The sequence below is a fragment of the Janthinobacterium sp. GW460-12-1-14-LB5 genome, from assembly GCF_059423585.1.
Genome location: NZ_JBWKYD010000019.1, coordinates 53,904 through 76,408, shown reverse-complemented (window position 1 = coordinate 76,408; position 22,505 = coordinate 53,904). Strand labels below are relative to the sequence as shown.

Genomic DNA, 22,505 nt, shown 5'->3' with positions numbered 1-22,505 from the left:
GCATGATATCATCAGGAGGTGATGGTGAATGCGCCGAAGACTTGGCCGGTCACGTTTCACGATGACTTCGATGCGGAATTCGATGCTCTGCCGATAGATGTCCAGGATGAATTGCTGGCGAGTGCCGATGCGCTGTCGAAGCTGGGCCCGGCTGCCGGGCGTCCTCATGTAGGGACGTTGAAAAATCCTAAACACCCGAACATGCAAGAGCTGCGTTTCAAGGCTAATAACGGGGCAGAGGTGTGGCGTGCGGTCTTTGCTTTCGATACCCGGCGAGAGGCGGTCATTCTGGTCGCGGCAGCCAAGCAGGGTGTCGACGAGAACAAGTTTTACAGAGATTTGTTGTTCAAGGCAAATGCGCGCTACGAGCAACACTTCAAAAACCTGGCTGCGGCGAAAGCAAGGCAGGACAAAGGCAGGAGATGATTTCAGGAACAGGAGTTTGCTATGGGAAGAAATCTGAACGACGTGATCCACAGTTTGCCGGCCGAGCGTCAGGCAAAAATTGCGGCTCTGTCCCAGGAAAAAATGCAGGAAATGATAGCGCATGCTGCCACGCTGACGGATTTCCGCAAGGCCGTGGGCAAGACCCAGGCGGAAGTTGCGAGGGAACTCGGGATTCAACAGCATGCCGTTTCCCAGCTGGAAAAGCGTACTGATACCTATGTCTCGACCTTGCGCCGGTTTTTGCAATCGCTGGGTATGACATTGGAGATGTCGGTCGTTGCGCAAAACGGCGTTCGTATCGAACTGCAGAATTTTCTGCGCAGCCAGGAAGTTGATGCCGATGTCCATGACAGTGCACTTGCCGCGCCGGCTCAGCCCCCAGGAAAACGGAAAGACGGTGTGCTGCGCAAGCGGGCTGGCAACACCTGAAACAATTATTTGCGCTATTCACCAGCTAGCTGCACATCCCACCACGTGGGCAAGAGTTGCCGGATTTCCGGGCGTGAAAAACGGTCGTCGATCAGATACACGACGCCCTTGTCCGACTGTGTGCGGATGACCCTGCCGGCGGCCTGCACCACCTTTTGCATGCCCGGATACAGATACGTGTAGTCGTAGCCGGAACCGAAGAGCTCGCCCATGCGCTGGCGGATCTGTTCGTTGACAGGGTTGATCTGCGGCAAACCGAGGGTGGCGATGAAGGCGCCGATCAGGCGCGCGCCGGGCAAGTCGATGCCTTCGCCGAAGGCGCCGCCGAGCACGGCAAAGCCGATGCCGCGCGTGTCCAGGCCGAAACGGCCCAGAAATTGCGCGCGGGCAACATCGTCCATGCGGCGCGGCTGCTGCCACAGGGGCACGTCGGGGTAATGCTGGGCAAACAGGGTGGCCGTCTTTTCCATGTAATCGAAGCTGCTGAAGAAGGCCAGGTAGTTGCCCGGCGTTTCCGCGTATTGCTTCGCCATCAGTTGGGCGATGGGCAGCAGCGAGGCGGCACGGTGCTGGTAGCGCGTGGAAATGCTGTCGGCCACGCGCACGGATAGTTGTTCCGCCTGGAATGGCGATTCCACGTCGACCCAGGCCGTGTCGGCCGGCATGCCCAGCGTGTCGCTGTAGTAATTCCACGGACTCAGGGTGGCGGAAAACAGGGCCGTGCTGTGGCTGGCCGCGAAGCGTTCTTTCAAGAACGGCGCCGGGACGATGTTGCGGATGCAGACGGTGGAACCCGTGTCCGTTTTGCTGACGTCGAACAGCGAATGCGCGCCGAAACTCTCCGCCAAGCGGTTGATCAGCAGCACGTCAAAATAAAAGCGCTGCAAGTCCTCGTCCAGCGCGGCAGCGTGCTCGGCCATGTAGTCGCCGATGGCCGTGGCCACGCCTTGCAGCGCGCCAAAGAACTTGTCGGGCAAGGCCGCATGCACGTGGTAGTCGCCATCCTGCTCTTTTAATAACGCCGTCCACTGGCGCGAGAGGCGGTCCAGCGGCTTTTTCAAGCCCTCGGGCGCGAACTTGCGCAGCATTTTCAGGTCGGTCTGCGCCAGTTCCGCCGAATACATGCTGCGCGCGCGCGACACCATATTGTGCGCTTCGTCGACCAGCACGTTGACTTTCCAGTCGTGGGCCAGGGTCATGCCGTACAGCATGGCGCTGAGGTCGAAATAATAATTGTAGTCGCCGATGACGACGTCGCTCCAGCGCGCCAGTTCCATGCCCAGATAATAGGGGCAGATACCCTGCTGCAAGGCGATGGCGCGCACGGCTTCCTTGTCCAATATCAAACCGCTGGCCAGCGCCACCTCGCGCGCCAGCGGCAAACGGTCGTAAAAACCCTTGGCCAGCGGACACGATTCGCCATGGCAGGCTTTGTCGGGATGTTCGCAGGCGCTGGTCTTGGCGCTCAGTTCCAGCACGCGCAAGGGCAGCAGCGGCGCGCTATCCTTGAGGATGGCGCAGGCGTCGAGCGCCATCTGCCTGCCCGGCACCTTGGCTGCGAGGAAAAACAGTTTGTCGAGGCCATGCGCGGCCGTGGCTTTCAACATGGGAAACAGGCTGCCCACCGTCTTGCCGATGCCGGTTGGCGCCTGCGCCAGCAAGCCGCAGCCGCGGCTGCTGGCCTTGTACATGGCTTCGGCCAATTGCCGCTGTCCCGGGCGGAAGTCCGCGTGGGGAAAGGCCATGGCCGTGAGCTGCGCGTCGCGGCTGGCGCGGTGCGCCATTTCCTGCCCGGCCCAGTCGAGGAACAGCGCGCAATGCTGCTCGAAGAACAGGCACAGCGCCTCGGCCGTGCACTCTTCGTGCATGACGGTTTCTTTCTGGCTGGCAATGTCGAAATACACGAGCGCCACGCGCAGCATGGGCAGGTTCAGCTGCTGGCACAGCAAATGGCCATAGATGCGCGCCTGCGCCCAGTGCAGCTGGCGGTGATTGGCGGGCATGACGTCGAGCTCGCCCCGGTAGGTCTTGATTTCTTCCAGCTGCCGCCGCGCCGGATCGTAGCCATCGGCGCGGCCCCGCACGTGCAGGGGGCCGAAGTCGCCGCACAGGCTGATTTCGCGCTGGTAATCGTCGTCGCGCCGGCTCGTGACGGTGGCGTGGCCGGCCATGCCTTCCTGCGCCGTGGGCGAGGGCGTGAAACGCAGGTCCAGGTCGCCCACCTTGGCCGTGAATTCGCACAGGGCGCGCACGGCGATCGTGTATTTCATGCCCCCTCCCATTGCAGGTAGCACACGCTGACGGGCATGGCATGCTGGGCGCAATAGGCGATCCAGCGCAGCTGGTTGTCTTGCAGGCGGTCGCCCGGACCCTTGACTTCGATCATGCGGTAGCGCCGTTCCGCCGGCCAGAACTGGATCAGATCGGGCAAGCCGCTGCGGTTGCTTTTGATATCGAGCAAGATGCGTTCGAACGCCTTTTTCAGGTGCGCGGCCGGCATGCAGGCCAGCGCCAGATCCAGCAAGCCGTCGCCCAGCACATCCCAGCTGACGAACGGCGAGACGATGCCGTGCTTGGCGGCAAGCGTGGCGCGTATCGTCGCTTGATAGGTGCCGTCGTCCAGCTGCGCCAGGCAGGCGGCGAAGTCACTGCTGCGGCGCTGGTAGAAATCGGCGCTGTGCAAGTCGGCCGGGCCACGGTGAAACGGGTGGAAGAAGGCGCCCGGCATGGCCTTGAAGATGGCGGGCCAGCACAGCAGGCCGAACAGCGAGTTGATCAGGGTGTTTTCCACGTAGTACACGGGCGCCTCGTCCTGCATCAGGTGTTGCTGCACCACCCCTTCCACGTAGCACGCTTCGCTTGGATATGGCAGCAGCAGGTCGATGCGGTCGACGGCGGCGGGGGCGCTGGCCGCCTGTTTTGCATGGCCCAGCTTGCGCCGCAAACGGGGGGCCATGCGCAGCAGCAATTGCTGTTCCGCCTCGCTTTCCGGCGCGGCCAGCGCGATGGTCAGGCGTTCGTAGGCCGCTTGCGGCTGTTCATCTTTTTCCAGCACGCGGATGGCGCGGCCCCGGGCGCCCGGGTAGCGGCAATCGGCGTAGGCGCCGTAGGCGGCGGGCCAGTCCTGGCATTTTTCCAGGTGCTGGGCGATCTGGAAGCGCAGCTTGTCGCGCCGGCTGGCCAGCCAGGTATTGTCCTCGGGCAATGGCAGGGCGGCCAGTTCCTGCAGCACTTCGTCCGCCGGCGCGCTGTCGTTGTAGCGTTCGCGGCACTGGTGCAGTACTGCATAGTGTTCGATATCCTGGCGCGTGCGAAAACCGCGCGATTCGGGCGAAAATTCCACCTTTTCGTATTGATACACGCCCAGGTCGGACAGCACGAATTCCGACCAGTCCTGGTGATAGTTGCCAAAGTAAATCAGGCGCAGGCGGTCGCACAGCGCTTGCAGGCCGATGCGGTACAGCACGTCGCCGGAGGCCGGATGCCAGGCGGAAAACGGTTTATTTTCCCCATGCTGCCCGCGCAAGGCCTCGAGCTGCTCCGCCTTGCGCGCCGCCTTCAGGGGAGCGGCGAGGTCGAAGGCCTGGGCGATTTCCCCTTTCAGCAGTTGCTCGAACAGTTCATCGAGCGCAATGACGGGATCGGCTTCCACCCAGCCCGTGTCCAGCAAGGGCAGGGCGGCCGCGCGCGTGTCGCCGATTTCCGGGTAATTGAGCTTGCTGGCGCGAAACAGACAGCCCTTGCGCATGACGAGGCGCACGAACAGGGCGCGCGACGGCTGCGGCAGTGCGCCGAAGTCGGTGATGAATTGCGTTTCTTCAGGACTCAGCAGATCGGCGTAACGCGTGCTGATCCAGCTCAGCACGTCCTGGAAATTATCCAGATAGTACAGGGGATTTTCCAGGACTCTCAACATGGGGATGGCAATAGGGCAAGTTGCAAGGTGATGATTTTTACTGTGTTTATATACAGTTTAAACCTTCAGCCGCCGCTTGCCCAGCGATTTTATGTTCAGTCAGCCGCGCTGTAGGTAAAACCGCTGTCGAACTTTTCGTAGGGAATGAATTTCTCGCGCAGGCTGGCCAGTTCCATATCGGTCAGCAAGCCCCGGTGCGTTTCCGTGCGTCCTTTCGGCAGCGCCACCTCGTAATCGATGATGTCCCTGGCCAGCAGCGTGTGCAGGACCTGCGCCTGTTCCGGCGTCAGGTAGCGCGCATGCGTGCCCAGGGTGTTGGCCAGCTGCTCCCTGAATTCCTCGTCGCTGACCTCGTTGTAGGTATCCAGGTCGGCCATGCTGTTCAACAACATGTGGAACAGGAAATCCTGCAGGTTCTTTGCCAGGTATTGGGCTTCATCCTGGTCATGCCACAGCAGCACGACGGGCATGTCGCCGTCCTGCTGGCCAGACGCGAAAAAGCAGTAGTGGTCGCCCGCGCCCGTTTGCGCAAACGGGATGAAGCGCAAGGCGGGGTCGATCTGCCGGTAATCGTCCCCGTCCAGCAAGGTTGCCGCTTCTTCGGCAACGGCCTTGATATTGAGCAATTCGAAATCATCGGCATGCAGCAGCAGGGTGGGTTTATCCTTTAATGTGGGATAGACCAACTTGTACCAGTCGGGACCATATTCGCCCACGGCCAGCATGCCGTCGCGCTCCAGCTGCCGGTACAGAGGGGGATAGGTGAAGCCTTGTTGCTGTTCAATTTCTGACAGTGTCATATTTAACCTGTTAAATAAGATTCATGCGGCAATGATAGCCGAGGCGATGGCTTGCACGTTTCATTGTGACAATGCCCAGCATTAATAAACTTTTTTGTTTACTTATGCAGTATGACCACGTAGCCTTGCCAGACACTATTGATCGAGTCCGCATGAAAAACATCATCCTGATTTCCGCCGCCTGCCTGCTGGCGCTGTTGTCGACCATCGGCGCCTCGCTGCCCTACCCGATCCTGCCGCCCCTGTTCGCGGCCGAAGCGCCGAATGCCTTCAACAATTTCCTCGGCTTGCCGTCGAAATTGCTGTTCGGCCTGGCGCTGACCATCAACCCGCTGGGCTTGCTGATCGGCTCGGCCCTGCTGGGGCCCTTGTCCGACCGCTACGGCCGCCGTCCCTTGCTGATGCGCACGGCCGTGGGCGCCGCCATCGGCCACGCGATCACAGCCTGGGCGCTGGTGATCCAGTCCTACCCCCTGTTCATCGTCGCCCGTTTCATCACCGGTTTGCTTGAAGGCAATGGCGCCGTGGCGCGCGCCATGCTGGCCGACCAACTGACGGGACCGTTGCGCCTGCGCGCCATGTCCTGGCTGAACGGCGCGTTTTACCTGGGCTGGCTGGTGGGGCCGATTTTGGCGGGCGCGACCCTGGGCTGGGGCGTGACGGTGCCGTTCTGGATCGCCGCCGCCGCGCTGATGCTCGTCGCCGTGCTGGTGGCCGTGGGCTTGCCGCGCGAAACGCCATCGCTGTTGACGACGTCGTGGTGGCAAGTGGCGCGCGACCGCCATTCGCTGAACCTGCTGCGCCATGAGGAGTTGCGCACCCTGTTCATCGTGCAGCTGGCGCTCACCTGCGGCGTGGCCAGTTTTTATGAGTTCTACCCGCTGTGGCTGGTCGAGACGGCCAATTACCATGCGCAGGAGATTGCCTGGGTGAACGTGGGCCTGTGCGGCACGATGACGATTACGTCGCTGCTGGCGGGCGGTCCCAGCCGCCATGCGCCGCTGCTGCGCGCCAGCTGGTATGCGTGCGGCGTGGCGCTGGCCGTGGGGATTTTGGCGCTGGGCAATATCTGGGTGGGTATCGCCGCCATCGTGCTGTTCGGCATTCCGAATGCGCTGTACAACACGGTCATACAGGGCTGGTGCGCCGAGCGTTTCAGTGCGCACGGACAGGGCGCCGTGATGGGCTTGCTGGCCACCACCTTTTGCATCGCCAACATCGTCGTCGCCCTCAGCGGCTCCGTGCTGACCCTGATCGATACGCGGCTGATCCTCGTCGCGGGCGCCTTGTCCGCCGCCTGGGCCGCGTGGCGCATGGCGGCCTGGCGCCGCCAGCTGGCCGGCGAGGTTGACGCCAAGGCGGTGGCATGAACACTGCCGAGCAGACCCTGTTCCTGCTGAAGATGCGCGGGCCGCAGACGGCGCAGCAACTGGCGGCCTTGCTCGATATCACCTCCATGGGTGCGCGGCGCCAGCTGGAAGCGGCGCAGGACAAGGGCCTGGTGGCTTTCGAGGACGTGGCCGACAAGGTTGGGCGCCCGTCGCGGCGCTGGCAACTGACACCGGCCGGCCACGCGCGCTATCCCGACCGCCATGCCGGCCTGACCCTGGAATTGATAGCGCAAGTGAAAACCCTGTTCGGCGAGGAAGGCCTCGATAAACTGATCGGCGCGCGCGAGCGCAGCAGCGAAGCCGCTTATGGCAAGCTCATCGACCCACAGCTTGCGCTGGCGCAAAGAGTGGACAGCCTGGCGCGCGCGCGCGATGGCGAGGGCTACATGGCCCACGCGGTGCCGCAGGACGATGGCAGTGTCTTGCTGGTGGAAAACCATTGCCCGATTTGCGCGGCCGCCTCGGCATGCCAGAATTTCTGCCGCTCCGAGCTGGCCATCTTTCAGCGGGTATTGGGAGACGATTGCACGGTGGAACGCAGCGAGTATTTGCTGGAGGGAGGAAGGCGCTGCGTGTACCGGATCGTGCCGGTGGGGTAAAACCCGGCAAAGGCCGGGATCGTACCCTGCAGGGTACGACACCGGTATCTGCTCCTGGGGCTTGTTACTTTTTAGCCGCTTTCGGCTTGGCGGCAGGGGCCGCCTTTTCAGCCGCGGCGGTGGCACCGGCCGTGGCTTTTTCCGAAGCCTGCGCCACTTGCGCGCTGGCCTTGGCGATCTGCTCTTCCACGGTCTTCACGGCCTGTTTCGTGGCCTTGGTCACTTGTTCGTAGCCGAGGAAGGCATTGTCGATGGCAGCCTTGACGATGGCGACGGCGTTTTCCGAGCCCGGCGGCACGTTTTTCGTGACGTCGTAGATCAGGGCGCTCAGATTGCTTTTCGCTTCGGCCACGTGGGCTTCGGCGGCCGTGGTGAATTCCGTGTGGATTTCCTTGATGATGTCGTCGAGTTGCTGTTTATATGCTTTTGCGCCGGCTACGCCCGGTTGCAACTGGGCGGCGGCGGCGGCCATGGCGGCCTTCGGATCCTTTGCCTGGCTGATTTCCTTGCCGGCGGCAAGGCCATCCTCGATGCCGGACCTGGCGGTGGCCATGTTCAAGGCCAGCACCTGCTCCACGCCTTGCACGGCCTTGGAGGTGAGGGTGTTGAAGGTCATCAGCTGGAATTCAAACAGGGCCTTGGTGGCCGATGCGAATTGTTCGGGATTCGTAAACATGTGGTCTCCTCGGTTTGAATAGATACGTTCTTATCGTTCCATACTCTTTCGACGCCGCAATGCCATCGCTTGATCTCAAGCCGGTGCCCCGTGTGGTCATGGCCCCATTATTTAACAAGCGCCGGTTTTTCGCAACGGCTATCTTTGTACGGTCCCGAGGCCAGTTCCCAGCCAAATCCCAGGGTGGACTGGGCGCACGCCAGGGTCCCGTCGATCTTGCTGCGCCATTGGTACCAGGGCGCCGGTCCGGCCGAGGCGTATGCGCAGGCAGCCAGCAGGGCCGTGGCGATCAGGTATTTCATAAGTGCTCCGAAAGAATAGCCTGCCGGCATTGTAGCGCGCCGGCCGTTCAGGGCGCGGGCGATTGCGGCGCCGCGGCGGGCAGTTGCAGGGTGAAGGTGGTGCCGCTGGCGTCGCCGGTGCTGCTGGTGGCGTCGATATGGCCGCCCAGCACGCCCGTGACGATGTTGTGTGCCACGTGCAAGCCCAGGCCCGAGCCGCCGGAACCGAGCTTGGTCGTGAAGAAGGGGTCATAAACGTGCACGAGGTCGTCGGCGGCGATGCCCACGCCCGTGTCGGCGATGGACAGGGTGATCGTCTGCCCGTCGTCGCTGCCGCGCGCGGTAATGGCGATGGTGCCGCCGCTGCGGCCCTCGAAGGCGTGGCGCAGGCAGTTTTCCAGCAGGTTGCTGAGCACCTGGCCCAGCGGGCCGGGATAGCTGTCCATGGCCAGGCCGTCCGGCACGTCCTGCGTCAGGCTCAGGCCGGCGGCCTTGAGCGGCGTGGACAGGGGCAGCATCAGCTCGGCCACGAACTGGCGCAGCAGGAAGTGGCGACGCTGCGAGCTGGCGCGGTCGACGGCGATCTGCTTGAAGCTCGACACCAGGTCGGCGGCGCGCTGCAGGTTGCGCAGCATGATGGCGTCCGCCTCGCTGGCCTGGGTCAGGTAGGCGCCCAGTTCCGAGCGGCGCAAGCCATCGAGGAAGCTGGCCTGGATTTCGCGCGTGCGTTCGGCCATCGTGGTGGCCACCACCAGGCCGTTGCCGATCGGCGTATTGAGTTCATGCGCGATGCCGGCCACCAGTGCGCCGAGCGCGGCCAGCTTGTCGCGGCGCACCAGTTCTTCTTGCGTGATGGACAGGTTTTCCAGTGCGGCGGCCAATTCGCGGTTCGCCTGCTCCGAGTGTTCCTTGGCTTGCGTCAAGGCCGCCGTGCGTTCGACCACCAGCTCTTCCAGGTGGGCGCGGTGGCGCTGCAGTTCGCGTTCGTGGCGCATGCGGCCAATCGCGATGCCGGCCAGGTCGGTGGCCGTGTCGATCAGCTCCTCTTCGCGCGCATCGGGCTGGCGCACTTCGCGGTAGTACATGGCGAAGGAACCGAGCACGGCGCCATCCTGTCCGAAGATGGGGCGCGACCAGCAGGCGCGCAAGCCGAACGGCGCGGCCAGCTCGCGGTAGGGCGCCCACAGCGGATCGTGCATGATGTCGCTGACCACCACCGGCTCGCGCAGGAACATGGCGGTGCCGCAAGAACCCACGCCGGGGCCGATGGCGACGCCTTCGAGCAGGGCCATGTACTCGGGCGGCAGGCTGGGGCCGGCCGTGCTGTGCATGTGGACGCCGTCGTCGTCGAGCAGCATGATGGAGCAGACCACGCCGCGCGACTGGCCCTCGATCAGCAGCAGCAGCTGGTTCAGCGTGGGGACCAGGGGCGCACCCTTGGCGACCATTTCCAGCAGGGCGCTCTGGCCCGAGCGCATCGCTTCGGCGAGGTTGCGCTCGGTCAAGTCGATGATGCGCGCATGCACGAGCTGGCGGCCCGGCACGGACAATCGCATCAGGCGGATTTCGCAGGCGATCGGGTGGCTGTCGCGGTGGCAGCAGTTGGCGCGGAAGACGACGATCTTGCCTTGCAGGGTATCCTGGATCTTTTCTTCCAGCAATTGCGGCGAGGCGCGGCCATCGCCCTGATGCTGGGGAAACAGCGGCTCCATGCCGCCTTGCAACAGCTCGGCCAGCGGCATGCCGAACAGGTCTTCGGCCAGGTGGTTGGCGTCGATCAGCAGCTTGTTGTCGATATCGAACAGCAGCACGGCGTCGGGCGAACCGGCCAGGATCGAGTGGTAATTGACTTCCAGCGTTTGCGGATGCACGGGGCGCGGCGGCGTGGCGGGCGTGGCGAAGGGACGGACGGCGGGCGCCTCGGCCTTGTGCAGCGCCAGTTCCATGAGGATTTTTTCCGCCACGTCGCGCGCATTGAAGGGCATCTTGATGTAGTCGGAAGCGCCGGCACCCACGCTGCGCCCCTGCTCCTCGGCGCTGGGGGTGGCCGACATCAGCAGCAGCGGCACGCTGTGGCGGCCGCCCGCATTGCGCAGGCGCATGCAGGTGGCGCCGATATTCGTGCCCGCCAGGGCCGCGTCGAGCAGGATCAGGTCCGTGCCGCCGGCCGCCAGTTCCACGCCTTCATCGATATCGCCCGCCAGTCCCGTGCCCAGGTTATGCCGGTCCAGCACATACAGCAGTTCGCGCACATCGTTCGGCGAGTTGCTGACCAGTAGCACATTGGCCCGGTCGGTGATGGAAGATATCAACTGATTCATGGTGTCGCGCCCTTACGCGTTTCATGGGCCTAGTATTACATCAAGGCAAGAAGGAGTAAACGATAATTCTTGATGATCAAAAGCAATCCGTTCAAGCCGCATTTTGCGTTGCCGGTGCCGCTTCCACGTCGGCGCGCGCCTGTTCGATGCGCGGATAGTTATCCTCTATCCAGTCGACCAGCACGGCCAGGCGTTCGGCCGCCTCGCGTCCCAGTGGCGTAAGGCTGTATTCCACCTTGGGCGGGATCACCAGATACGCCTGGCGCAGCACGAAGCCGTCGCCCGCCAGCGCTTCCAGGGTTTGCGTCAGCATTTTTTCGCTGACGCCGCCCACTTCGCGGCGCAGCTCGCTGAAGCGCCGCGTACCGCTCAGCAGCACTACCAGCACCAGCACGGCCCAGCGGCTGGTGAGATGGCTGAGCACGGCGCGCGACGGGCAGGCCGCCGCCAGCAGGTGCGCGCCCTGGTTCTGGCGGGCGAGGGCGGCGCGCAGGCTGGCGCCGGGAGTGTCTGTGGGCATGATAGTTGGCCTGAAAAAAATTTAATTTACACTTACCAAATGGTACGTACTTACAATAAGTAAGTAATAGCCCTATTATAGGGTTTTACCACCCACGTACCAAGGAGAAATCATGATCGTCATTACCGGCGCCACAGGCAACCTGGGCCAGCACGTCATCGCCAGCCTGCTGAAATCCGTCCCCGCATCCAGCATCATCGCCGCCGTGCGCAATCCGGCCAAGGCCGCCGGTCTGGCCGCCCAGGGCGTGCAAGTGCGCCAGGCCGATTACAACGACGGCGCCAGCCTCGACGCGGCATTCAAGGGCGCAACGAAAATCTTGCTGATTTCGTCCAGCGAAGTGGGCCAGCGCGCGCAGCAGCACCAGAACGTCATCGATGCGGCCAAGCGCGCCGGCGTGGCCCTGCTGGCCTATACCAGCGTCTTGCGCGCCGACACGTCGCCGCTGGGCCTGGCCGCCGAGCACGTCGTCACGGAAGCGGCCATCCGCGCCTCCGGCCTGCCGTACACTTTCCTGCGCAACGGCTGGTATCTGGAAAACCATACGGAGCACCTGGCGCCCGTGCTCGAGCATGGCGTCGTGCTGGGCGCGGCGCAAGACGGGCGTTTCTCGTCGGCCGCGCGCGCGGACTACGCGGCGGCCGCCGCTGCCGTGCTGACGGCGGCACAGCCGCAAGCCATCTATGAACTGGCTGGCGACCATGGCTTTACCCTGACGGAATATGCGGCCGAAGTGGCGCGCCAGTCGGGCAAGGCGATTGCGTACAAGGATATGCCGCAGGCGGACTTCAAGGCGGCGCTGGTGAGCGTGGGCGTGCCGGAAGGCTTTGCCGAACTGCTGGCCGATTCCGATGCGGGCGCGGCCAAGGGCGGCCTGGAAGACAATGGCAAGCAATTGAGCGCGCTGATAGGCCGTCCGACGACGACCCTGCCTGACGCCGTGAAGGCGGCGCTGGCCAGATAAGGGGAGGGTGCCGCAGGTTGGGGAAACCGCGCGGCATTCTGGAATGAAAAAAGCCGCAAACTCGTGAAAGTTTGCGGCTTTTTTGCGAATTAGGTAATGGTGCCCACGAAGGGACTCGAACCCCTACACCCGAAGGCACATGGACCTGAACCATGCGCGTCTACCAATTCCGCCACGTGGGCACTGATGCTGCTACTTGTTGCTGTATCTCACTACTGTACTGCTTTACTGCGGACTACAACGAAAACAACTCGTTGCTGGTGGTGCCCACGAAGGGACTCGAACCCCTACACCCGAAGGCACATGGACCTGAACCATGCGCGTCTACCAATTCCGCCACGTGGGCACTGATGCTGCTACTTGTTGCTGTATCTCACTACTGTACTGCTTTACTGCGGACTACAACGAAAACAACTCGTTGCTGGTGGTGCCCACGAAGGGACTCGAACCCCTACACCCGAAGGCACATGGACCTGAACCATGCGCGTCTACCAATTCCGCCACGTGGGCATTGTTACTGCTTGCTGCTTGTCGCTGCGTGTTCTGCAGCGAGGACAAAATCATAAGGGCTGGCGCGCATTCGGTCAATCAACATTTTGCACTTTTCTTCAAGAAACATGTTTTTTCAGCTGAAAACGGCTGCTCCCTATGAAAAAAGGCCAGATCTGCCTCTTTTTTCAGCGTTTTTTCGCCTGTTTCTGTCCGTGGGCTTGCCGCGTGGCTCGGCTGTCGCTGTGCGGCCAGTCAAGTTATGTTGGCGGGAGGGGAGGGATGTTTGGCGCGGAAATGAAAAAAGCCGCAAACTCGTGAAAGTTTGCGGCTCTTTTGCGAATTAGGTAATGGTGCCCACGAAGGGACTCGAACCCCTACACCCGAAGGCACATGGACCTGAACCATGCGCGTCTACCAATTCCGCCACGTGGGCACTGATGCTGCTGTGACTTATTACTTTTACTGCTCGAGTACTTGTTGCAAAATAACTTTACAGCAATTCTGCTATTATAGCGGCTTGAAGAGTTTTGCGCCAGATGAGCTTTCGCTCCATACTGCACATCAACCCTGTACCGCTTTCCTGCAACTGCATCCCCGTGAAGGTTTGTCGCTGCAAGAGACCGAGATTATAGAGCAATATTTGCCGAAGTCAAATGCATTGCGCAGCTTTTCTCCTTTTTTTCATCGGCGGGCGTCTTGTACTGTTTCCGACACGCTGTCCGTTAGGCAAACCAAGGCGTCCTCCGGTACACTACCGGACATCACCGTGTCAATATTGACGGTGATGTCATCGGTCTTTGTCTTCCGTTTGATCACTGTCAATAACAACTATAGAAATACTTTTGAGCCAAAATAACCACACCATCCCCAGCCGGGAGGACATTCTCGGCATATTCCGCAGCGTCAACGCGCCTCTCGATCCGCAGTCTCTCGGGAAAACGCTGCAAGTGCATGCCGATTCCATGGATGTCCTGGTCCGTCGCCTGAAGGCGATGGAGCGCGACGGCCAGCTCAAGTCTGATGCCAGCGGTGTTTTCAGCCTGGCCGACCAGAGCGCGCTCGTCGCCGGCCGCGTCACCAGCCACCGCGACGGCTTCGGCTTCGTCATTCCCGATGACGCCAGCGCCGACCTGTTCCTGCCAGAGAAAGAAATGCAGAAAGTACTGCATGGCGACAAGGTCATGGCCCGCATCGTCGGCACGGACCGCCGCGGCCGCCCGGAAGGCACGATCGTGGAAGTCACGCAGCGCGCCAATACCCACGTCATCGGCCGTTTGATCCAGGAAAACGGCACCTGGGTCGTGGCGCCGGAAGACCAGCGCATCGGCCAGGACATCCTCGTCACCGGTTCGCTGGGCAAGGCGAAGGCCGGCCAGATCGTCAGCGTCGAGCTGACCGAGCAGCCGATGCGCTTCAAGCAGCCGGTCGGCAAGATCGTCGAAGTGCTCGGTGCCCTGGATGACCCCGGCATGGAAATCGAGATTGCTGTACGTAAATTCAACGTGCCGCACATCTTTTCTCCCGCCGCCCTCAAGCAAGCTGAAAAACTGCCGTTCGAAGTGCGCGCCGCCGACCTGAAAGACCGTGTCGACCTGCGCGACGTGCCATTGGTAACCATCGATGGCGAGGATGCGCGCGATTTCGACGATGCCGTGTATTGCGAACCCGTCAAGGTTGGCCGCGCCAACTGCTTCCGCCTGATCGTCGCAATTGCCGACGTCAGCCATTACGTGAAGCCGAACGACGCGCTCGATATCGATGCGCTCGAGCGCAGCACCTCCGTCTACTTCCCGCGCCGCGTGATTCCGATGCTGCCGGAAAAGCTGTCGAACGGCTTGTGCTCGCTGAACCCGGCCGTCGACCGTTTGACCCTCGTCTGCGACGCCGTCGTCAGCGACAAGGGCGAGTTGAAGGCTTACCAGTTCTACCCGGCCGTGATCCACTCTGCCGCGCGCCTCACGTATGACGAAGTCGCTGCCGTGCTGGGCAACACCAAGGGACCCGAAGCGGCACGCCGCGCGGACATCCTGCCGCACCTGCAAAACCTGGAAGCCGTCTACCGCGCCTTGCTGAAAGCGCGCACGGAGCGGGGCGCCATCGATTTCGAGACGACGGAAACGTATATCGTCTGCAATAGCGCCGGCAAGATCGAAAAGATCATCCCCCGCACGCGTAACGAAGCGCACAAGATCATCGAAGAGTGCATGCTGGCGGCCAACGTCTGCGCGGCCGATTTGTTGCTGCGCAACAAGCATCCAGGCACCTACCGCATCCACGCCAGCCCGACCAAGGAAAAGCTCACGCAAGTGCGCACTTTCCTCAAGCAGGTCGGCTTGAACCTGACGGGCGGCGACACGCCGTCGGCGTCCGATTACCAGACCCTGATGCAGCAGATCAAGCTGCGTCCCGACGCGGCCCTGCTGCAAACGATGCTGCTGCGCTCGATGCAGCAAGCCGTCTACAGCCCGGACAATATCGGCCACTTCGGTCTGGCCTACGAGGCGTATGCCCACTTCACCAGCCCGATCCGCCGCTATCCCGACTTGCTGACGCACCGCGCCATCAAGGCCATTCTGCAAGGCAAGAAATACGAGCCGAAGCTGTCTGATAAGGTCGTGCTGAACACCAACGTGTCGAACGCCACGCGCAAGCAGCAGGCCAAGGACAAGGCCGACGGCAAGCCGAAGAAGACTGATTTGACCATCTGGGACGCGCTGGGCGTGCATTGCTCGGCCAACGAACGCCGCGCCGACGAAGCGTCGCGCGACGTGGAAGCCTGGCTGAAGTGCTACTTCATGCAAGATAAATTGGGCGAAGAGTTCACCGGCACCATCACCGGCGTAACCACCTTCGGCGTGTTCGTGCAACTCGACACCCTGTTTGTCGAAGGCCTGGTGCACGTCACCGAGCTGGGCACCGATTACTTCCAGTACGACGATGCGCGCCATGAATTGCGCGGCGAACGCACGGGCAAGCGTTATCAATTGACCGACCGTCTGACGGTGCAAGTGGCACGTGTCGACCTGGAAACGCGCAAGATCGACCTGCGCCTGGTCACCGATGCGGAACTGGCGGGCGAAGATGCGCCGGCCAAGCCGAACGGCGGCGGTAAGCGCAAGGGCGAGAAGAAATCCATGGTCAAGCCCGGTCCCGCGACCGAGCAGCGCCACGAGATCAAGGCCAGCGTCAGCAACGGCGGCAAATCCGGCAATGGTTCCGGCGGCCGTTCCAATGGCGCCAAGCCTGCCGCCAAGGCGCAAGCCAAGGCAGCGCCGAAGGCGGCAGCAGCGCCCCAGGCAGCCGCGCCGAAGCGCAGCAAAAAACCAGCCGCGGCACCCGCTGCGGCGGCACCACGAGCAGCAAAAACTGTATCTGCATCAAAAACAAGCAAGAAGAAACGATAAATAATGAAGAATAAAATGATTTTCGGCTTCCACGCCGTCACCTCGCGCCTGCGTCATGAAGCGTCGTCCGTGGAAGAAATTTTCGTCGATGCCAGCCGCGTCGACGGCCGCATGAAGGACATGATCGCCGCCGCCAAGGCGGCCAACGTGCGCGTCATGCCCGTCGATTCGTCGCGTCTCGACAAGATCGTCGGCACGCGCCGCCACCAGGGCGTGATCGCGTTTGCGTCGCAACTGTCGCTGGCGCGCAATCTCGACGAGCTGCTGGACGCCATCGATGGTCCGCCGCTGCTGTTGATTCTCGACGGCATTACCGACCCGCACAACCTGGGTGCCTGCCTGCGCGTGGCCGACGGCGTCGGCGCGCATGCCGTCATCGTGCCGAAGGACCGCGCCGTGGGCCTGAACGCCACGGCCGCCAAGGTCGCCAGCGGCGCCGCCGAAACCGTGCCTTACATCACCGTGACGAATCTGGCGCGCACCATGCGCGAACTCAAGGAGCGCGGCATCTGGTTGATCGGCACTTCGGACGACGGCGAAAAAGGCTTGTACGAAGCCGATTTCACGGGCCCGACGGCGCTTGTCATGGGTTCCGAAGGCGAAGGCATGCGCCGTTTGACGCGCGACACCTGCGACATCCTCGTCAGCATCCCGATGTTCGGCTCCGTCGAGAGCCTGAACGTGTCCGTGGCATCGGGCGTGTGCCTGTACGAAGCCCGCCGCCAGCGTATCGCGAAAGAGGGCTAAAAAAACGTCCAGGGCGGCGTTGCATTGCCCTGAACGTTGTGTAGCGCTTCCAAAAAAATCAGCCGCCGCCCTTGAGGCGGCGGTTGTTTATCTGCCTCTCCGGCAGCACGCCGCCGAATACGCTACCATTTGCGTTCCACCTTATCCATTTTCATTATGTTCCACCACCTGCGCGAAGATATCAACAGCATCATTGAACGTGACCCCGCCGCCCGCAATGGCTGGGAGGTGCTGACCTGTTATCCGGGCCTGCACGCCATCGTCATGCACGGCTGGGCGCACTGGTGCTGGACGCGGCGCATGAAGTGGGTGGGGCGCTTCATCTCGTATATCGCCCGTATCATCACGGGCATCGAAATCCACCCTGGCGCCGTCATCGGCCGCCGCGTCTTCATCGACCACGGCTTCGGTGTGGTGATCGGCGAGACGGCCGTCGTCGGCGACGATTGCACCATCTACCAGGGGGTCACCTTGGGCGGCACCTCGCTGCACAGCGGCAGCAAACGCCATCCGACCTTGGAGCGGGGCGTCATCGTCGGCGCCGGCGCGCAGGTGCTGGGCAGTTTTACCGTGGGCGAGTACGCCAAGGTGGGTTCGAACGCGGTGCTATTGAAACCCGTGCCGTCCGGCGCCACGGCCGTCGGCAACCCCGCGCACATCGTGCAAAAGGATGTCAGCGCCTTGCGCGAAGGCAGCACGGCGCACTTGTTCGCCGCGTATGGCGTCACGCCCAACGGCGACGATCCCCTGTCGAAAGCCCTGCAGGGCCTGATCACGCATGCCGTGGCGCAGGAGCAGCGCATCGAGACCATCCTCGCCACACTGAAGGCGGCGGGCATCTGCTGCCAGGGCGTGCCTGAATGTGATAAATTTGATTCTGAGCAAATGAACAAGCTGGTTGATTAAGGATACAGGCATGAACACTGAAGTGACGGCAGGCGAAAAAAGCAATGACAATCCGAATCTGCTCGACCCGTTCGAGATCCGCGTGCTGGCCGTGCTGGCCGAAAAGGAAGCGCTGACGCCGGACAGCTATCCGCTGTCGCTCAACGCGCTGACGAACGGCTGCAATCAATTGTCCAGCCGAGACCCGGTCATGGCCCTGTCCGAGGAAACCGTCTACGACGTGCTGCAGCGTTTGATGCAGCGCAAATTCGTCAACGGCATCACGCAGGCGGGCGCCCGGGTCGCCAAGTATGAACACCGCATGCGCATCAAATGGTCGCTGGAACAGGACAAGCTGGCCATCCTGACGATCCTGATGCTGCGCGGCTTGCAGACGGCGGGCGAGATCCGCAGCCGCAGCGGCCGCGTGCATGAATTCAAGTCCGTGGCGGAAGTGGAATCCGGCCTGCAGTTTCTGATCGACAAATACCCGCCGCTGGTGGCGAAGCTGGCCGTCGCCCCCGGCGCCAAGGAGCCGCGCTACGGCCATTTGCTGGGCGGCGAGGCAGCGCTGGCGCAGAGCGAGACGGCGGCCGGTTTCGCCGGCGCCGTCAGCGCGCCGCAGCAGGGCAGCCGTGTCGCCCAGCTGGAACAGGAAGTGCTGCAATTGCGCAGCGATTTCGACGGCCTGGCGGCGCAGTTCGAGGCGTTCCGCAAGCAGTTCGAATAATTTTCCGGGCACGCGCCTATTGGGCCTGCGCGTCGAAATAGGCGGTCCAGGTGAGGCTGGACGCGGCAAGCCCCTGCGCCTTGCCAAATTGCGCCATGGCCCTGCGCGGTTTTGCCAGTCCCGCCAGGGCCACCCCCAGGTTGTAATGGGTATGGCTGTCCGTCGAGCCCAGCTTGAGCGCCGTTTCCAGTAGGTTGACGGCGTCCCGGTACTTGCCCTGGTCGCACAGCACGGCGCCCAGGCAGGTGATCAGGGCGGTGTCTTGCCGGGCCGTTTGCCAGGCGCTGCGCAGCACGGCTTCCGCTGCCGCCATGTGCGCATCCCATTGCCCGGCATCGCCTTCGGCCAGCTGGATATGCGCCTTGCTTGCGGCGATGGCGTCCATTGCCGCCTTAGCCAGGCCAGGCGGCGGAATTGCTTCCGGTTTCATAATCGACGCTGGCGGTAAACTCCCAGTCATCGGTGTCGCGCCCGGTCTTCTCGGACCAAGCCTCGGGAGCGACGCTCAACAGTTCTTCCAGCCACTCGTCCGTTTGATCGGGCATCAGCGTGGGGTTGGCCAGCACGCTGTCATACGTGGCCTTGCCCGAGCCGACGACGAAACAGCGCGCATGCAGGAAACCGTCATCCGACTTTCCTGAGTTGCCGGCATGGTCCGCAAACACCTTGCCATCGAGCTGGTACAGTGCTTGAGCCAGGCACTCTTCGAAGCCCTTGATGTTCTTGACTGGCAACTCGGCGAGTGCTGCGATCAATGGTTCCACCGCAGCATCGGCGTCGCCGTCTTCCAGGGCTGCACGGTCGATTTGTTCTATCAGTTGCCAAAATTTTTCTTCGTTCATTGTTATTCCCTGGTAAATAGTCAATCGATACGGAAAGAGGTCAGGCATGCAATGCCGGTGGCGCGAGTTGTCCCGTCTGTGCATCTTGAGCTTGTTTAGAATATCATCTTGCTCGAATGCCAAGCGCACGGTTTCCCTAAGTAACTATTTTGCGTTCAACACCCCAAACAATTCGAATAAGCGGCTTTTACGCATGAGTTTTTCCTTCCTGTGCCGCTCCTGCGGCGAGACCCACACGGGCATGCCCAGCTTCGGCGCCGACGCACCGTGGCTGTACGAGCAGATGGCGCCCGCCGAACGGACGGCGCGCTGCCAGATGGACAGCGACGCCTGCATCGTCGACGAAGAATATTGCTTCGTGCGCGCCACCATCGACGTCCCCGTGCATGGCTCCGACGAGCCATTCAGCTGGGGCGTGTGGGTGTCATTGAGCGGCGACAGTTTCGACGCGTGGGACGCGTGCTTCAATGAAGCCAGGCGCGCCCACATCGGCCCCTTCTTCGGCTGGCTCAGCACGCGCCTGCCTGCCTATCCCGACACCCTGAACCTGAAAACCCGCGTGCACCTGCGCGACGACGGCCTGCGTCCGGCGATCGAGCTGGAGCCGACGGACCATCCGCTGGCGGTGGAGCAGCGCGACGGCATCACCGCCGAGCGGGTGGCCGGGCTGTATGCGCAGCTGATGCATGGCAGCTGACCGCCCGCCAGGTGCCGCTGCGGAGCTCACCGACTGCGCCAGGGGCTCATCGCGACGGCAGAAGCCGCCATGCATGCGAATGTGACAATGTGTGACTTTTTTTGCATGGCATTTCGTTATGCTCTCGTGCCGCCATCCCATACGGTGAATCATCCGCCACGCTGACGACCAGCCTGGCGGTACAGACATGCATGCAACTACAGGCGGAGAGCGATATGCTAGTGTTAAAGGGTATCTTGTTGTTGTTTATCATCTTTTTTGGCATTCCCAATCAGATCATCGACTACAAGCACCGCAAGAAAAAAGCCTATGAGCCAGGAGATGCGTGGGCTTATTATTCCAGGCTGAGCAAGGAGGGCAGCGCCGAGGGCAAGTTCATGATGTGGTCAACCTACTGCGGCATTGCCTTCATCGTAGTCGTTCTGGCGTATCTCGCCTTGGGTCTGTTTGGGACCCACCGGTGACCGCCTGCGGCCGGCAAGGCCCGGCCGCCCCGTGGTTCGACCAGCACGGCCCCGCCTGCCGTGGCGTTGCCTGCACGCGCATCGGGCATTTACCGCTTCTATACCCCCCTACGGCAAGCAGGTCATCCGCAAGAAGTACAACTCCGCTGCCCAGCTCATCATGCCGGGCATGACGGCGGCCGTTGCGCTGGAAGAAAAGAAGGAGTGCAAGCGGGCCGCGTACGTGCCGGCGAGCACGGAGCTGCGGGCCAGTCTGCCTTGCAGTATGGATAGTAGGTTCTTCCGACGGCATGCAAGCCGCCCTCGGCAACGAATGGGATGCCATATGATGATGCGAAATGTCTTGACCTTGCTGCTGGCGGCAGGGGTGATTGACGTGCATGCGCAGGGCGACAGCGGCGCGGTGACGGCCCGCAAGGCGCGCGTTGAGAGCGGCTTGCTGCAGCCCGTTGCCGTGCGCGGGGCGCCTGTCCATGCCATGCGGCTGGCCGAGCGGATGCAGGCCCTGAACGTGCCGGGCGTGAGCCTCGCCGTCATTAATGCCGGCGCGGTGGAATGGAGCGGCTCCTACGGCGTTGCCGACGCGCGGACGGGCCGCCCCGTCACCTCCGGCACGCTGTTTCAGGTAGCCTCGATCGGCAAGCCGGTGGCCGCCCTGATGGCGGTGCGGCTCGCGGCCGAGGGAAAGATCGATCTTGATGAAGACGTCAACCGGCGGCTGCGCCAGTGGCAGGTGCCCGGCGCGCAGCCGGCCGTGACGGCCCGGGCGCTGCTCAGCCATACCGCTGGCATGCCAACATTCGGCTTGCCAGGCTACGGCAGCGATGCACCGCAGCCGACGCTGCTGCAGGTATTGGCCGGCTCGCGCCCGGCGACGAATCCGCCCGTCACGGTAGATGCCCGCGTGGGCAGCCGCTACGCGTATTCCGGCCTTGGTTATGTTGTGCTTGAGCAATATCTGAATGACGCGACTGGCCGGCCGTTCGGCGTCCTGGCCGGTGAAACGGTATTTGCCCCGCTCGGCATGCGCGATACGCTCTATGCGCAGTCGCTGCCGCCAGCGCTCGCCACGCGCGCCGCATCTGGCCATGCGGCGGACGGCAGCGTTGTAGCGGCAAACTGGCGCGCCTATCCGGAACTGGCCGCAGCGGGGCTATGGAGCACGGCTCATGACCTGGCGCTGTTTGCGCTCGCCGTCCAGCGTGCTGCATCGGGACAGGATGGGCAACTGATCACGCCGCAGCAGGCAAGGGCGATGCTGACGCCCGTGCGCGGCAGTTATGGCCTCGGTTTCGAACTCGATCATGCGGCAGCTGAACCGGCATTCCATCACAGCGGCTCGAATGCCGGCTACAAGGCGCTGCTGTTTGCGTATGAGCGTACGGGGCAGGGCGCGGTCATTCTCGCCAATGGGGATAACGGCTGGATGCTGATAGAAGAAATCGCGCGCAGCATTGCTGCCGAGTATGGATGGGAAGACTATCGCCCGAGGGAACGCGTCGCCGCCCAGCCGAATGCCGCCTTATTCGCCCGGTTTGCCGGTGATTTTGGCGTGTCCAACACGACGCTGCGCGTCAGCCACGAGAATGGCCGTCTGTATATCGCCGGGCCGCCGGTCGGTCCGGTGCCAGTGGAATTGATCCCGGCAGGGGACTACGATTACTTCATGCGTGAAAAGGATGCTACATTGCATTTCGATAAGAATGGCGACGGCAGGATCCAGACCCTTATCTTTGTCGATGGCCGGCCGCGCCAGGGTACGCGGCTTGCCGAGGCAGTGCCGCGCGTCGATTAGCGGATCCAGGGCCAGGGCGGCCGTGCGGCAGGCGCCGCGAAATTGCCGCAACGCCATGTTGCTGCGGCCGCTCCCTGTCGGTACGGCCCCGTTTCCGGTATCATT

At 62.5% G+C, this 22,505-nt stretch carries 22 protein-coding genes and 4 tRNA genes; 13 read left to right on the top strand and 13 right to left on the bottom strand.

All coding sequences use genetic code 11. The features are described from left to right. The first annotated feature begins 21 nt into the window (after positions 1–21). Both AC07X6_RS19815 and AC07X6_RS19810 read left to right on the top strand, forming a co-directional pair. Positions 22–426: a type II toxin-antitoxin system RelE/ParE family toxin gene (locus AC07X6_RS19815; RefSeq protein WP_494792115.1), complete on the top strand. Its 405-nt coding sequence runs from the start codon at positions 22–24 to the stop codon at positions 424–426. A gap of 21 nt (positions 427–447) precedes the next feature. Further along, entirely contained in the window at positions 448–876 is a 429-nt protein-coding gene (locus AC07X6_RS19810; protein ID WP_494792114.1) for an XRE family transcriptional regulator, read from the top strand. 14 nt (positions 877–890) lie between these two features. Here AC07X6_RS19810 and AC07X6_RS19805 read toward each other — a convergent pair whose 3' ends face one another. The 3 genes from AC07X6_RS19805 to AC07X6_RS19795 all read right to left on the bottom strand — a co-directional run bounded on the left by AC07X6_RS19805 (position 891) and on the right by AC07X6_RS19795 (position 5,592). Continuing rightward, entirely contained in the window at positions 891–3,146 is a 2,256-nt protein-coding gene (locus AC07X6_RS19805; protein ID WP_494792113.1) for an ATP-dependent DNA helicase, read from the bottom strand. After that, positions 3,143–4,792, bottom strand: coding sequence for a VRR-NUC domain-containing protein (locus AC07X6_RS19800; protein ID WP_494792112.1), 1,650 nt, complete (start codon positions 4,790–4,792; stop codon positions 3,143–3,145). The genes AC07X6_RS19805 and AC07X6_RS19800 overlap by 4 nt, the downstream gene beginning before the upstream one ends. A 95-nt stretch (positions 4,793–4,887) precedes the next feature. Then, complete coding sequence (locus AC07X6_RS19795) at positions 4,888–5,592, bottom strand: SMI1/KNR4 family protein (protein WP_494792111.1); 705 nt, start codon at positions 5,590–5,592, stop codon at positions 4,888–4,890. A 152-nt stretch (positions 5,593–5,744) separates the two neighbouring features. Here AC07X6_RS19795 and AC07X6_RS19790 point away from each other — a divergent pair, with 152 nt between their 5' ends. After that, complete coding sequence (locus AC07X6_RS19790; RefSeq protein WP_494792110.1) at positions 5,745–6,962, top strand: MFS transporter; 1,218 nt, start codon at positions 5,745–5,747, stop codon at positions 6,960–6,962. Further along, entirely contained in the window at positions 6,959–7,582 is a 624-nt protein-coding gene (locus tag AC07X6_RS19785; protein WP_494792109.1) for a helix-turn-helix transcriptional regulator, read from the top strand. Before AC07X6_RS19790 ends, AC07X6_RS19785 begins: the two co-directional genes overlap by 4 nt. Before the next feature lie 64 nt (positions 7,583–7,646). Here the strand turns inward: AC07X6_RS19785 and phaP are convergent, their stop codons facing one another. From phaP to AC07X6_RS19765, 4 genes are all read right to left on the bottom strand, one after another. Next, on the bottom strand, positions 7,647–8,258 hold the full coding sequence (gene phaP, locus AC07X6_RS19780) for a TIGR01841 family phasin (RefSeq protein WP_230540984.1): 612 nt from the start codon (positions 8,256–8,258) through the stop codon (positions 7,647–7,649). 107 nt (positions 8,259–8,365) lie between these two features. After that, on the bottom strand, positions 8,366–8,560 hold the full coding sequence (locus AC07X6_RS19775; RefSeq protein ID WP_230540983.1) for a hypothetical protein: 195 nt from the start codon (positions 8,558–8,560) through the stop codon (positions 8,366–8,368). A 47-nt stretch (positions 8,561–8,607) separates the two neighbouring features. Continuing rightward, positions 8,608–10,860 carry an ATP-binding protein gene (locus AC07X6_RS19770; RefSeq protein WP_494792108.1) on the bottom strand — a complete coding sequence of 751 codons (2,253 nt, stop codon included), beginning with the start codon at positions 10,858–10,860 and terminating at the stop codon, positions 8,608–8,610. Between the two features lie 91 nt (positions 10,861–10,951). Next, positions 10,952–11,380, bottom strand: a complete 429-nt coding sequence (locus tag AC07X6_RS19765) for a winged helix-turn-helix transcriptional regulator (RefSeq protein ID WP_494792107.1) — start codon at positions 11,378–11,380, stop codon at positions 10,952–10,954. Between the two features lie 112 nt (positions 11,381–11,492). Between AC07X6_RS19765 and AC07X6_RS19760 the strand changes: the two genes are divergently transcribed. Next, positions 11,493–12,344 carry an SDR family oxidoreductase gene (locus AC07X6_RS19760; RefSeq protein WP_494792106.1) on the top strand — a complete coding sequence of 284 codons (852 nt, stop codon included), beginning with the start codon at positions 11,493–11,495 and terminating at the stop codon, positions 12,342–12,344. Positions 12,345–12,441: 97 nt separating this feature from the next. On the opposite strand, the gene AC07X6_RS19755 is transcribed toward AC07X6_RS19760, so the two are convergent. The 4 genes from AC07X6_RS19755 to AC07X6_RS19740 form a co-directional block, all read right to left on the bottom strand. Beyond that, positions 12,442–12,526: transfer RNA gene (locus tag AC07X6_RS19755), tRNA-Leu, on the bottom strand. Positions 12,527–12,605: 79 nt separating this feature from the next. Beyond that, positions 12,606–12,690 (bottom strand) — tRNA-Leu (locus tag AC07X6_RS19750). A 79-nt stretch (positions 12,691–12,769) separates the two neighbouring features. Further along, positions 12,770–12,854 (bottom strand) — tRNA-Leu (locus AC07X6_RS19745). Between the two features lie 330 nt (positions 12,855–13,184). Continuing rightward, positions 13,185–13,269 (bottom strand) — tRNA-Leu (locus tag AC07X6_RS19740). On the opposite strand from AC07X6_RS19740, the gene AC07X6_RS19735 reads away from it, so the two are divergent. From AC07X6_RS19735 to AC07X6_RS19715, 5 genes are all read left to right on the top strand, one after another. Then, positions 13,240–13,692, top strand: coding sequence for a hypothetical protein (locus tag AC07X6_RS19735; RefSeq protein ID WP_474290540.1), 453 nt, complete (start codon positions 13,240–13,242; stop codon positions 13,690–13,692). The genes AC07X6_RS19740 and AC07X6_RS19735 overlap by 30 nt on opposite strands. After that, entirely contained in the window at positions 13,679–16,240 is a 2,562-nt protein-coding gene (gene rnr / locus AC07X6_RS19730) for a ribonuclease R (protein ID WP_494792105.1), read from the top strand. Before AC07X6_RS19735 ends, rnr begins: the two co-directional genes overlap by 14 nt. A gap of 3 nt (positions 16,241–16,243) precedes the next feature. Then, positions 16,244–16,987 carry a 23S rRNA (guanosine(2251)-2'-O)-methyltransferase RlmB gene (rlmB, locus tag AC07X6_RS19725; RefSeq protein ID WP_034784003.1) on the top strand — a complete coding sequence of 248 codons (744 nt, stop codon included), beginning with the start codon at positions 16,244–16,246 and terminating at the stop codon, positions 16,985–16,987. A 156-nt stretch (positions 16,988–17,143) separates the two neighbouring features. Then, a complete protein-coding gene (gene cysE, locus AC07X6_RS19720) occupies positions 17,144–17,893 on the top strand; it encodes a serine O-acetyltransferase (protein WP_230540977.1) in 750 nt (249 codons plus the stop codon). A 10-nt stretch (positions 17,894–17,903) separates the two neighbouring features. After that, entirely contained in the window at positions 17,904–18,602 is a 699-nt protein-coding gene (locus AC07X6_RS19715) for a YceH family protein (RefSeq protein ID WP_494792104.1), read from the top strand. Between the two features lie 16 nt (positions 18,603–18,618). Here AC07X6_RS19715 and AC07X6_RS19710 read toward each other — a convergent pair whose 3' ends face one another. Both AC07X6_RS19710 and AC07X6_RS19705 read right to left on the bottom strand, forming a co-directional pair. Further along, positions 18,619–18,987, bottom strand: coding sequence for a tetratricopeptide repeat protein (locus tag AC07X6_RS19710; RefSeq protein ID WP_494792103.1), 369 nt, complete (start codon positions 18,985–18,987; stop codon positions 18,619–18,621). 7 nt (positions 18,988–18,994) lie between these two features. After that, positions 18,995–19,444, bottom strand: a complete 450-nt coding sequence (locus tag AC07X6_RS19705; protein WP_494792102.1) for a DUF4240 domain-containing protein — start codon at positions 19,442–19,444, stop codon at positions 18,995–18,997. Between the two features lie 193 nt (positions 19,445–19,637). Between AC07X6_RS19705 and AC07X6_RS19700 the strand changes: the two genes are divergently transcribed. The 3 genes from AC07X6_RS19700 to AC07X6_RS19690 all read left to right on the top strand — a co-directional run bounded on the left by AC07X6_RS19700 (position 19,638) and on the right by AC07X6_RS19690 (position 22,400). Beyond that, on the top strand, positions 19,638–20,141 hold the full coding sequence (locus tag AC07X6_RS19700) for a DUF2199 domain-containing protein (RefSeq protein WP_494792101.1): 504 nt from the start codon (positions 19,638–19,640) through the stop codon (positions 20,139–20,141). A 215-nt stretch (positions 20,142–20,356) separates the two neighbouring features. Then, the gene (locus tag AC07X6_RS19695; RefSeq protein WP_474290545.1) at positions 20,357–20,605 is read left to right on the top strand and encodes a hypothetical protein; all 249 of its coding nucleotides are present in this window, start codon (positions 20,357–20,359) and stop codon (positions 20,603–20,605) included. 343 nt (positions 20,606–20,948) lie between these two features. After that, positions 20,949–22,400, top strand: coding sequence for a serine hydrolase domain-containing protein (locus AC07X6_RS19690; RefSeq protein WP_494792100.1), 1,452 nt, complete (start codon positions 20,949–20,951; stop codon positions 22,398–22,400). Positions 22,401–22,505: the final 105 nt, after the last annotated feature.

Bases quoted from the DNA above. Each gene is read 5' to 3' on its own strand.
- AC07X6_RS19815 (WP_494792115.1), top strand. From the start codon at position 22: ATGGTGAATGCGCCGAAGACTTGGCCGGTCACGTTTCACGATGACTTC.
- AC07X6_RS19810 (WP_494792114.1), top strand. From the start codon at position 448: ATGGGAAGAAATCTGAACGACGTGATCCACAGTTTGCCGGCCGAGCGT.
- AC07X6_RS19805 (WP_494792113.1), bottom strand. From the start codon at position 3,146: ATGAAATACACGATCGCCGTGCGCGCCCTGTGCGAATTCACGGCCAAG.
- AC07X6_RS19800 (WP_494792112.1), bottom strand. From the start codon at position 4,792: ATGTTGAGAGTCCTGGAAAATCCCCTGTACTATCTGGATAATTTCCAG.
- AC07X6_RS19795 (WP_494792111.1), bottom strand. From the start codon at position 5,592: ATGACACTGTCAGAAATTGAACAGCAACAAGGCTTCACCTATCCCCCT.
- AC07X6_RS19790 (WP_494792110.1), top strand. From the start codon at position 5,745: ATGAAAAACATCATCCTGATTTCCGCCGCCTGCCTGCTGGCGCTGTTG.
- AC07X6_RS19785 (WP_494792109.1), top strand. From the start codon at position 6,959: ATGAACACTGCCGAGCAGACCCTGTTCCTGCTGAAGATGCGCGGGCCG.
- phaP (WP_230540984.1), bottom strand. From the start codon at position 8,258: ATGTTTACGAATCCCGAACAATTCGCATCGGCCACCAAGGCCCTGTTT.
- AC07X6_RS19775 (WP_230540983.1), bottom strand. From the start codon at position 8,560: ATGAAATACCTGATCGCCACGGCCCTGCTGGCTGCCTGCGCATACGCC.
- AC07X6_RS19770 (WP_494792108.1), bottom strand. From the start codon at position 10,860: ATGAATCAGTTGATATCTTCCATCACCGACCGGGCCAATGTGCTACTG.
- AC07X6_RS19765 (WP_494792107.1), bottom strand. From the start codon at position 11,380: ATGCCCACAGACACTCCCGGCGCCAGCCTGCGCGCCGCCCTCGCCCGC.
- AC07X6_RS19760 (WP_494792106.1), top strand. From the start codon at position 11,493: ATGATCGTCATTACCGGCGCCACAGGCAACCTGGGCCAGCACGTCATC.
- AC07X6_RS19735 (WP_474290540.1), top strand. From the start codon at position 13,240: ATGCGCGTCTACCAATTCCGCCACGTGGGCACTGATGCTGCTGTGACT.
- rlmB (WP_034784003.1), top strand. From the start codon at position 16,244: ATGAAGAATAAAATGATTTTCGGCTTCCACGCCGTCACCTCGCGCCTG.
- cysE (WP_230540977.1), top strand. From the start codon at position 17,144: ATGTTCCACCACCTGCGCGAAGATATCAACAGCATCATTGAACGTGAC.
- AC07X6_RS19715 (WP_494792104.1), top strand. From the start codon at position 17,904: ATGAACACTGAAGTGACGGCAGGCGAAAAAAGCAATGACAATCCGAAT.
- AC07X6_RS19710 (WP_494792103.1), bottom strand. From the start codon at position 18,987: ATGGACGCCATCGCCGCAAGCAAGGCGCATATCCAGCTGGCCGAAGGC.
- AC07X6_RS19705 (WP_494792102.1), bottom strand. From the start codon at position 19,444: ATGAACGAAGAAAAATTTTGGCAACTGATAGAACAAATCGACCGTGCA.
- AC07X6_RS19700 (WP_494792101.1), top strand. From the start codon at position 19,638: ATGAGTTTTTCCTTCCTGTGCCGCTCCTGCGGCGAGACCCACACGGGC.
- AC07X6_RS19695 (WP_474290545.1), top strand. From the start codon at position 20,357: ATGCTAGTGTTAAAGGGTATCTTGTTGTTGTTTATCATCTTTTTTGGC.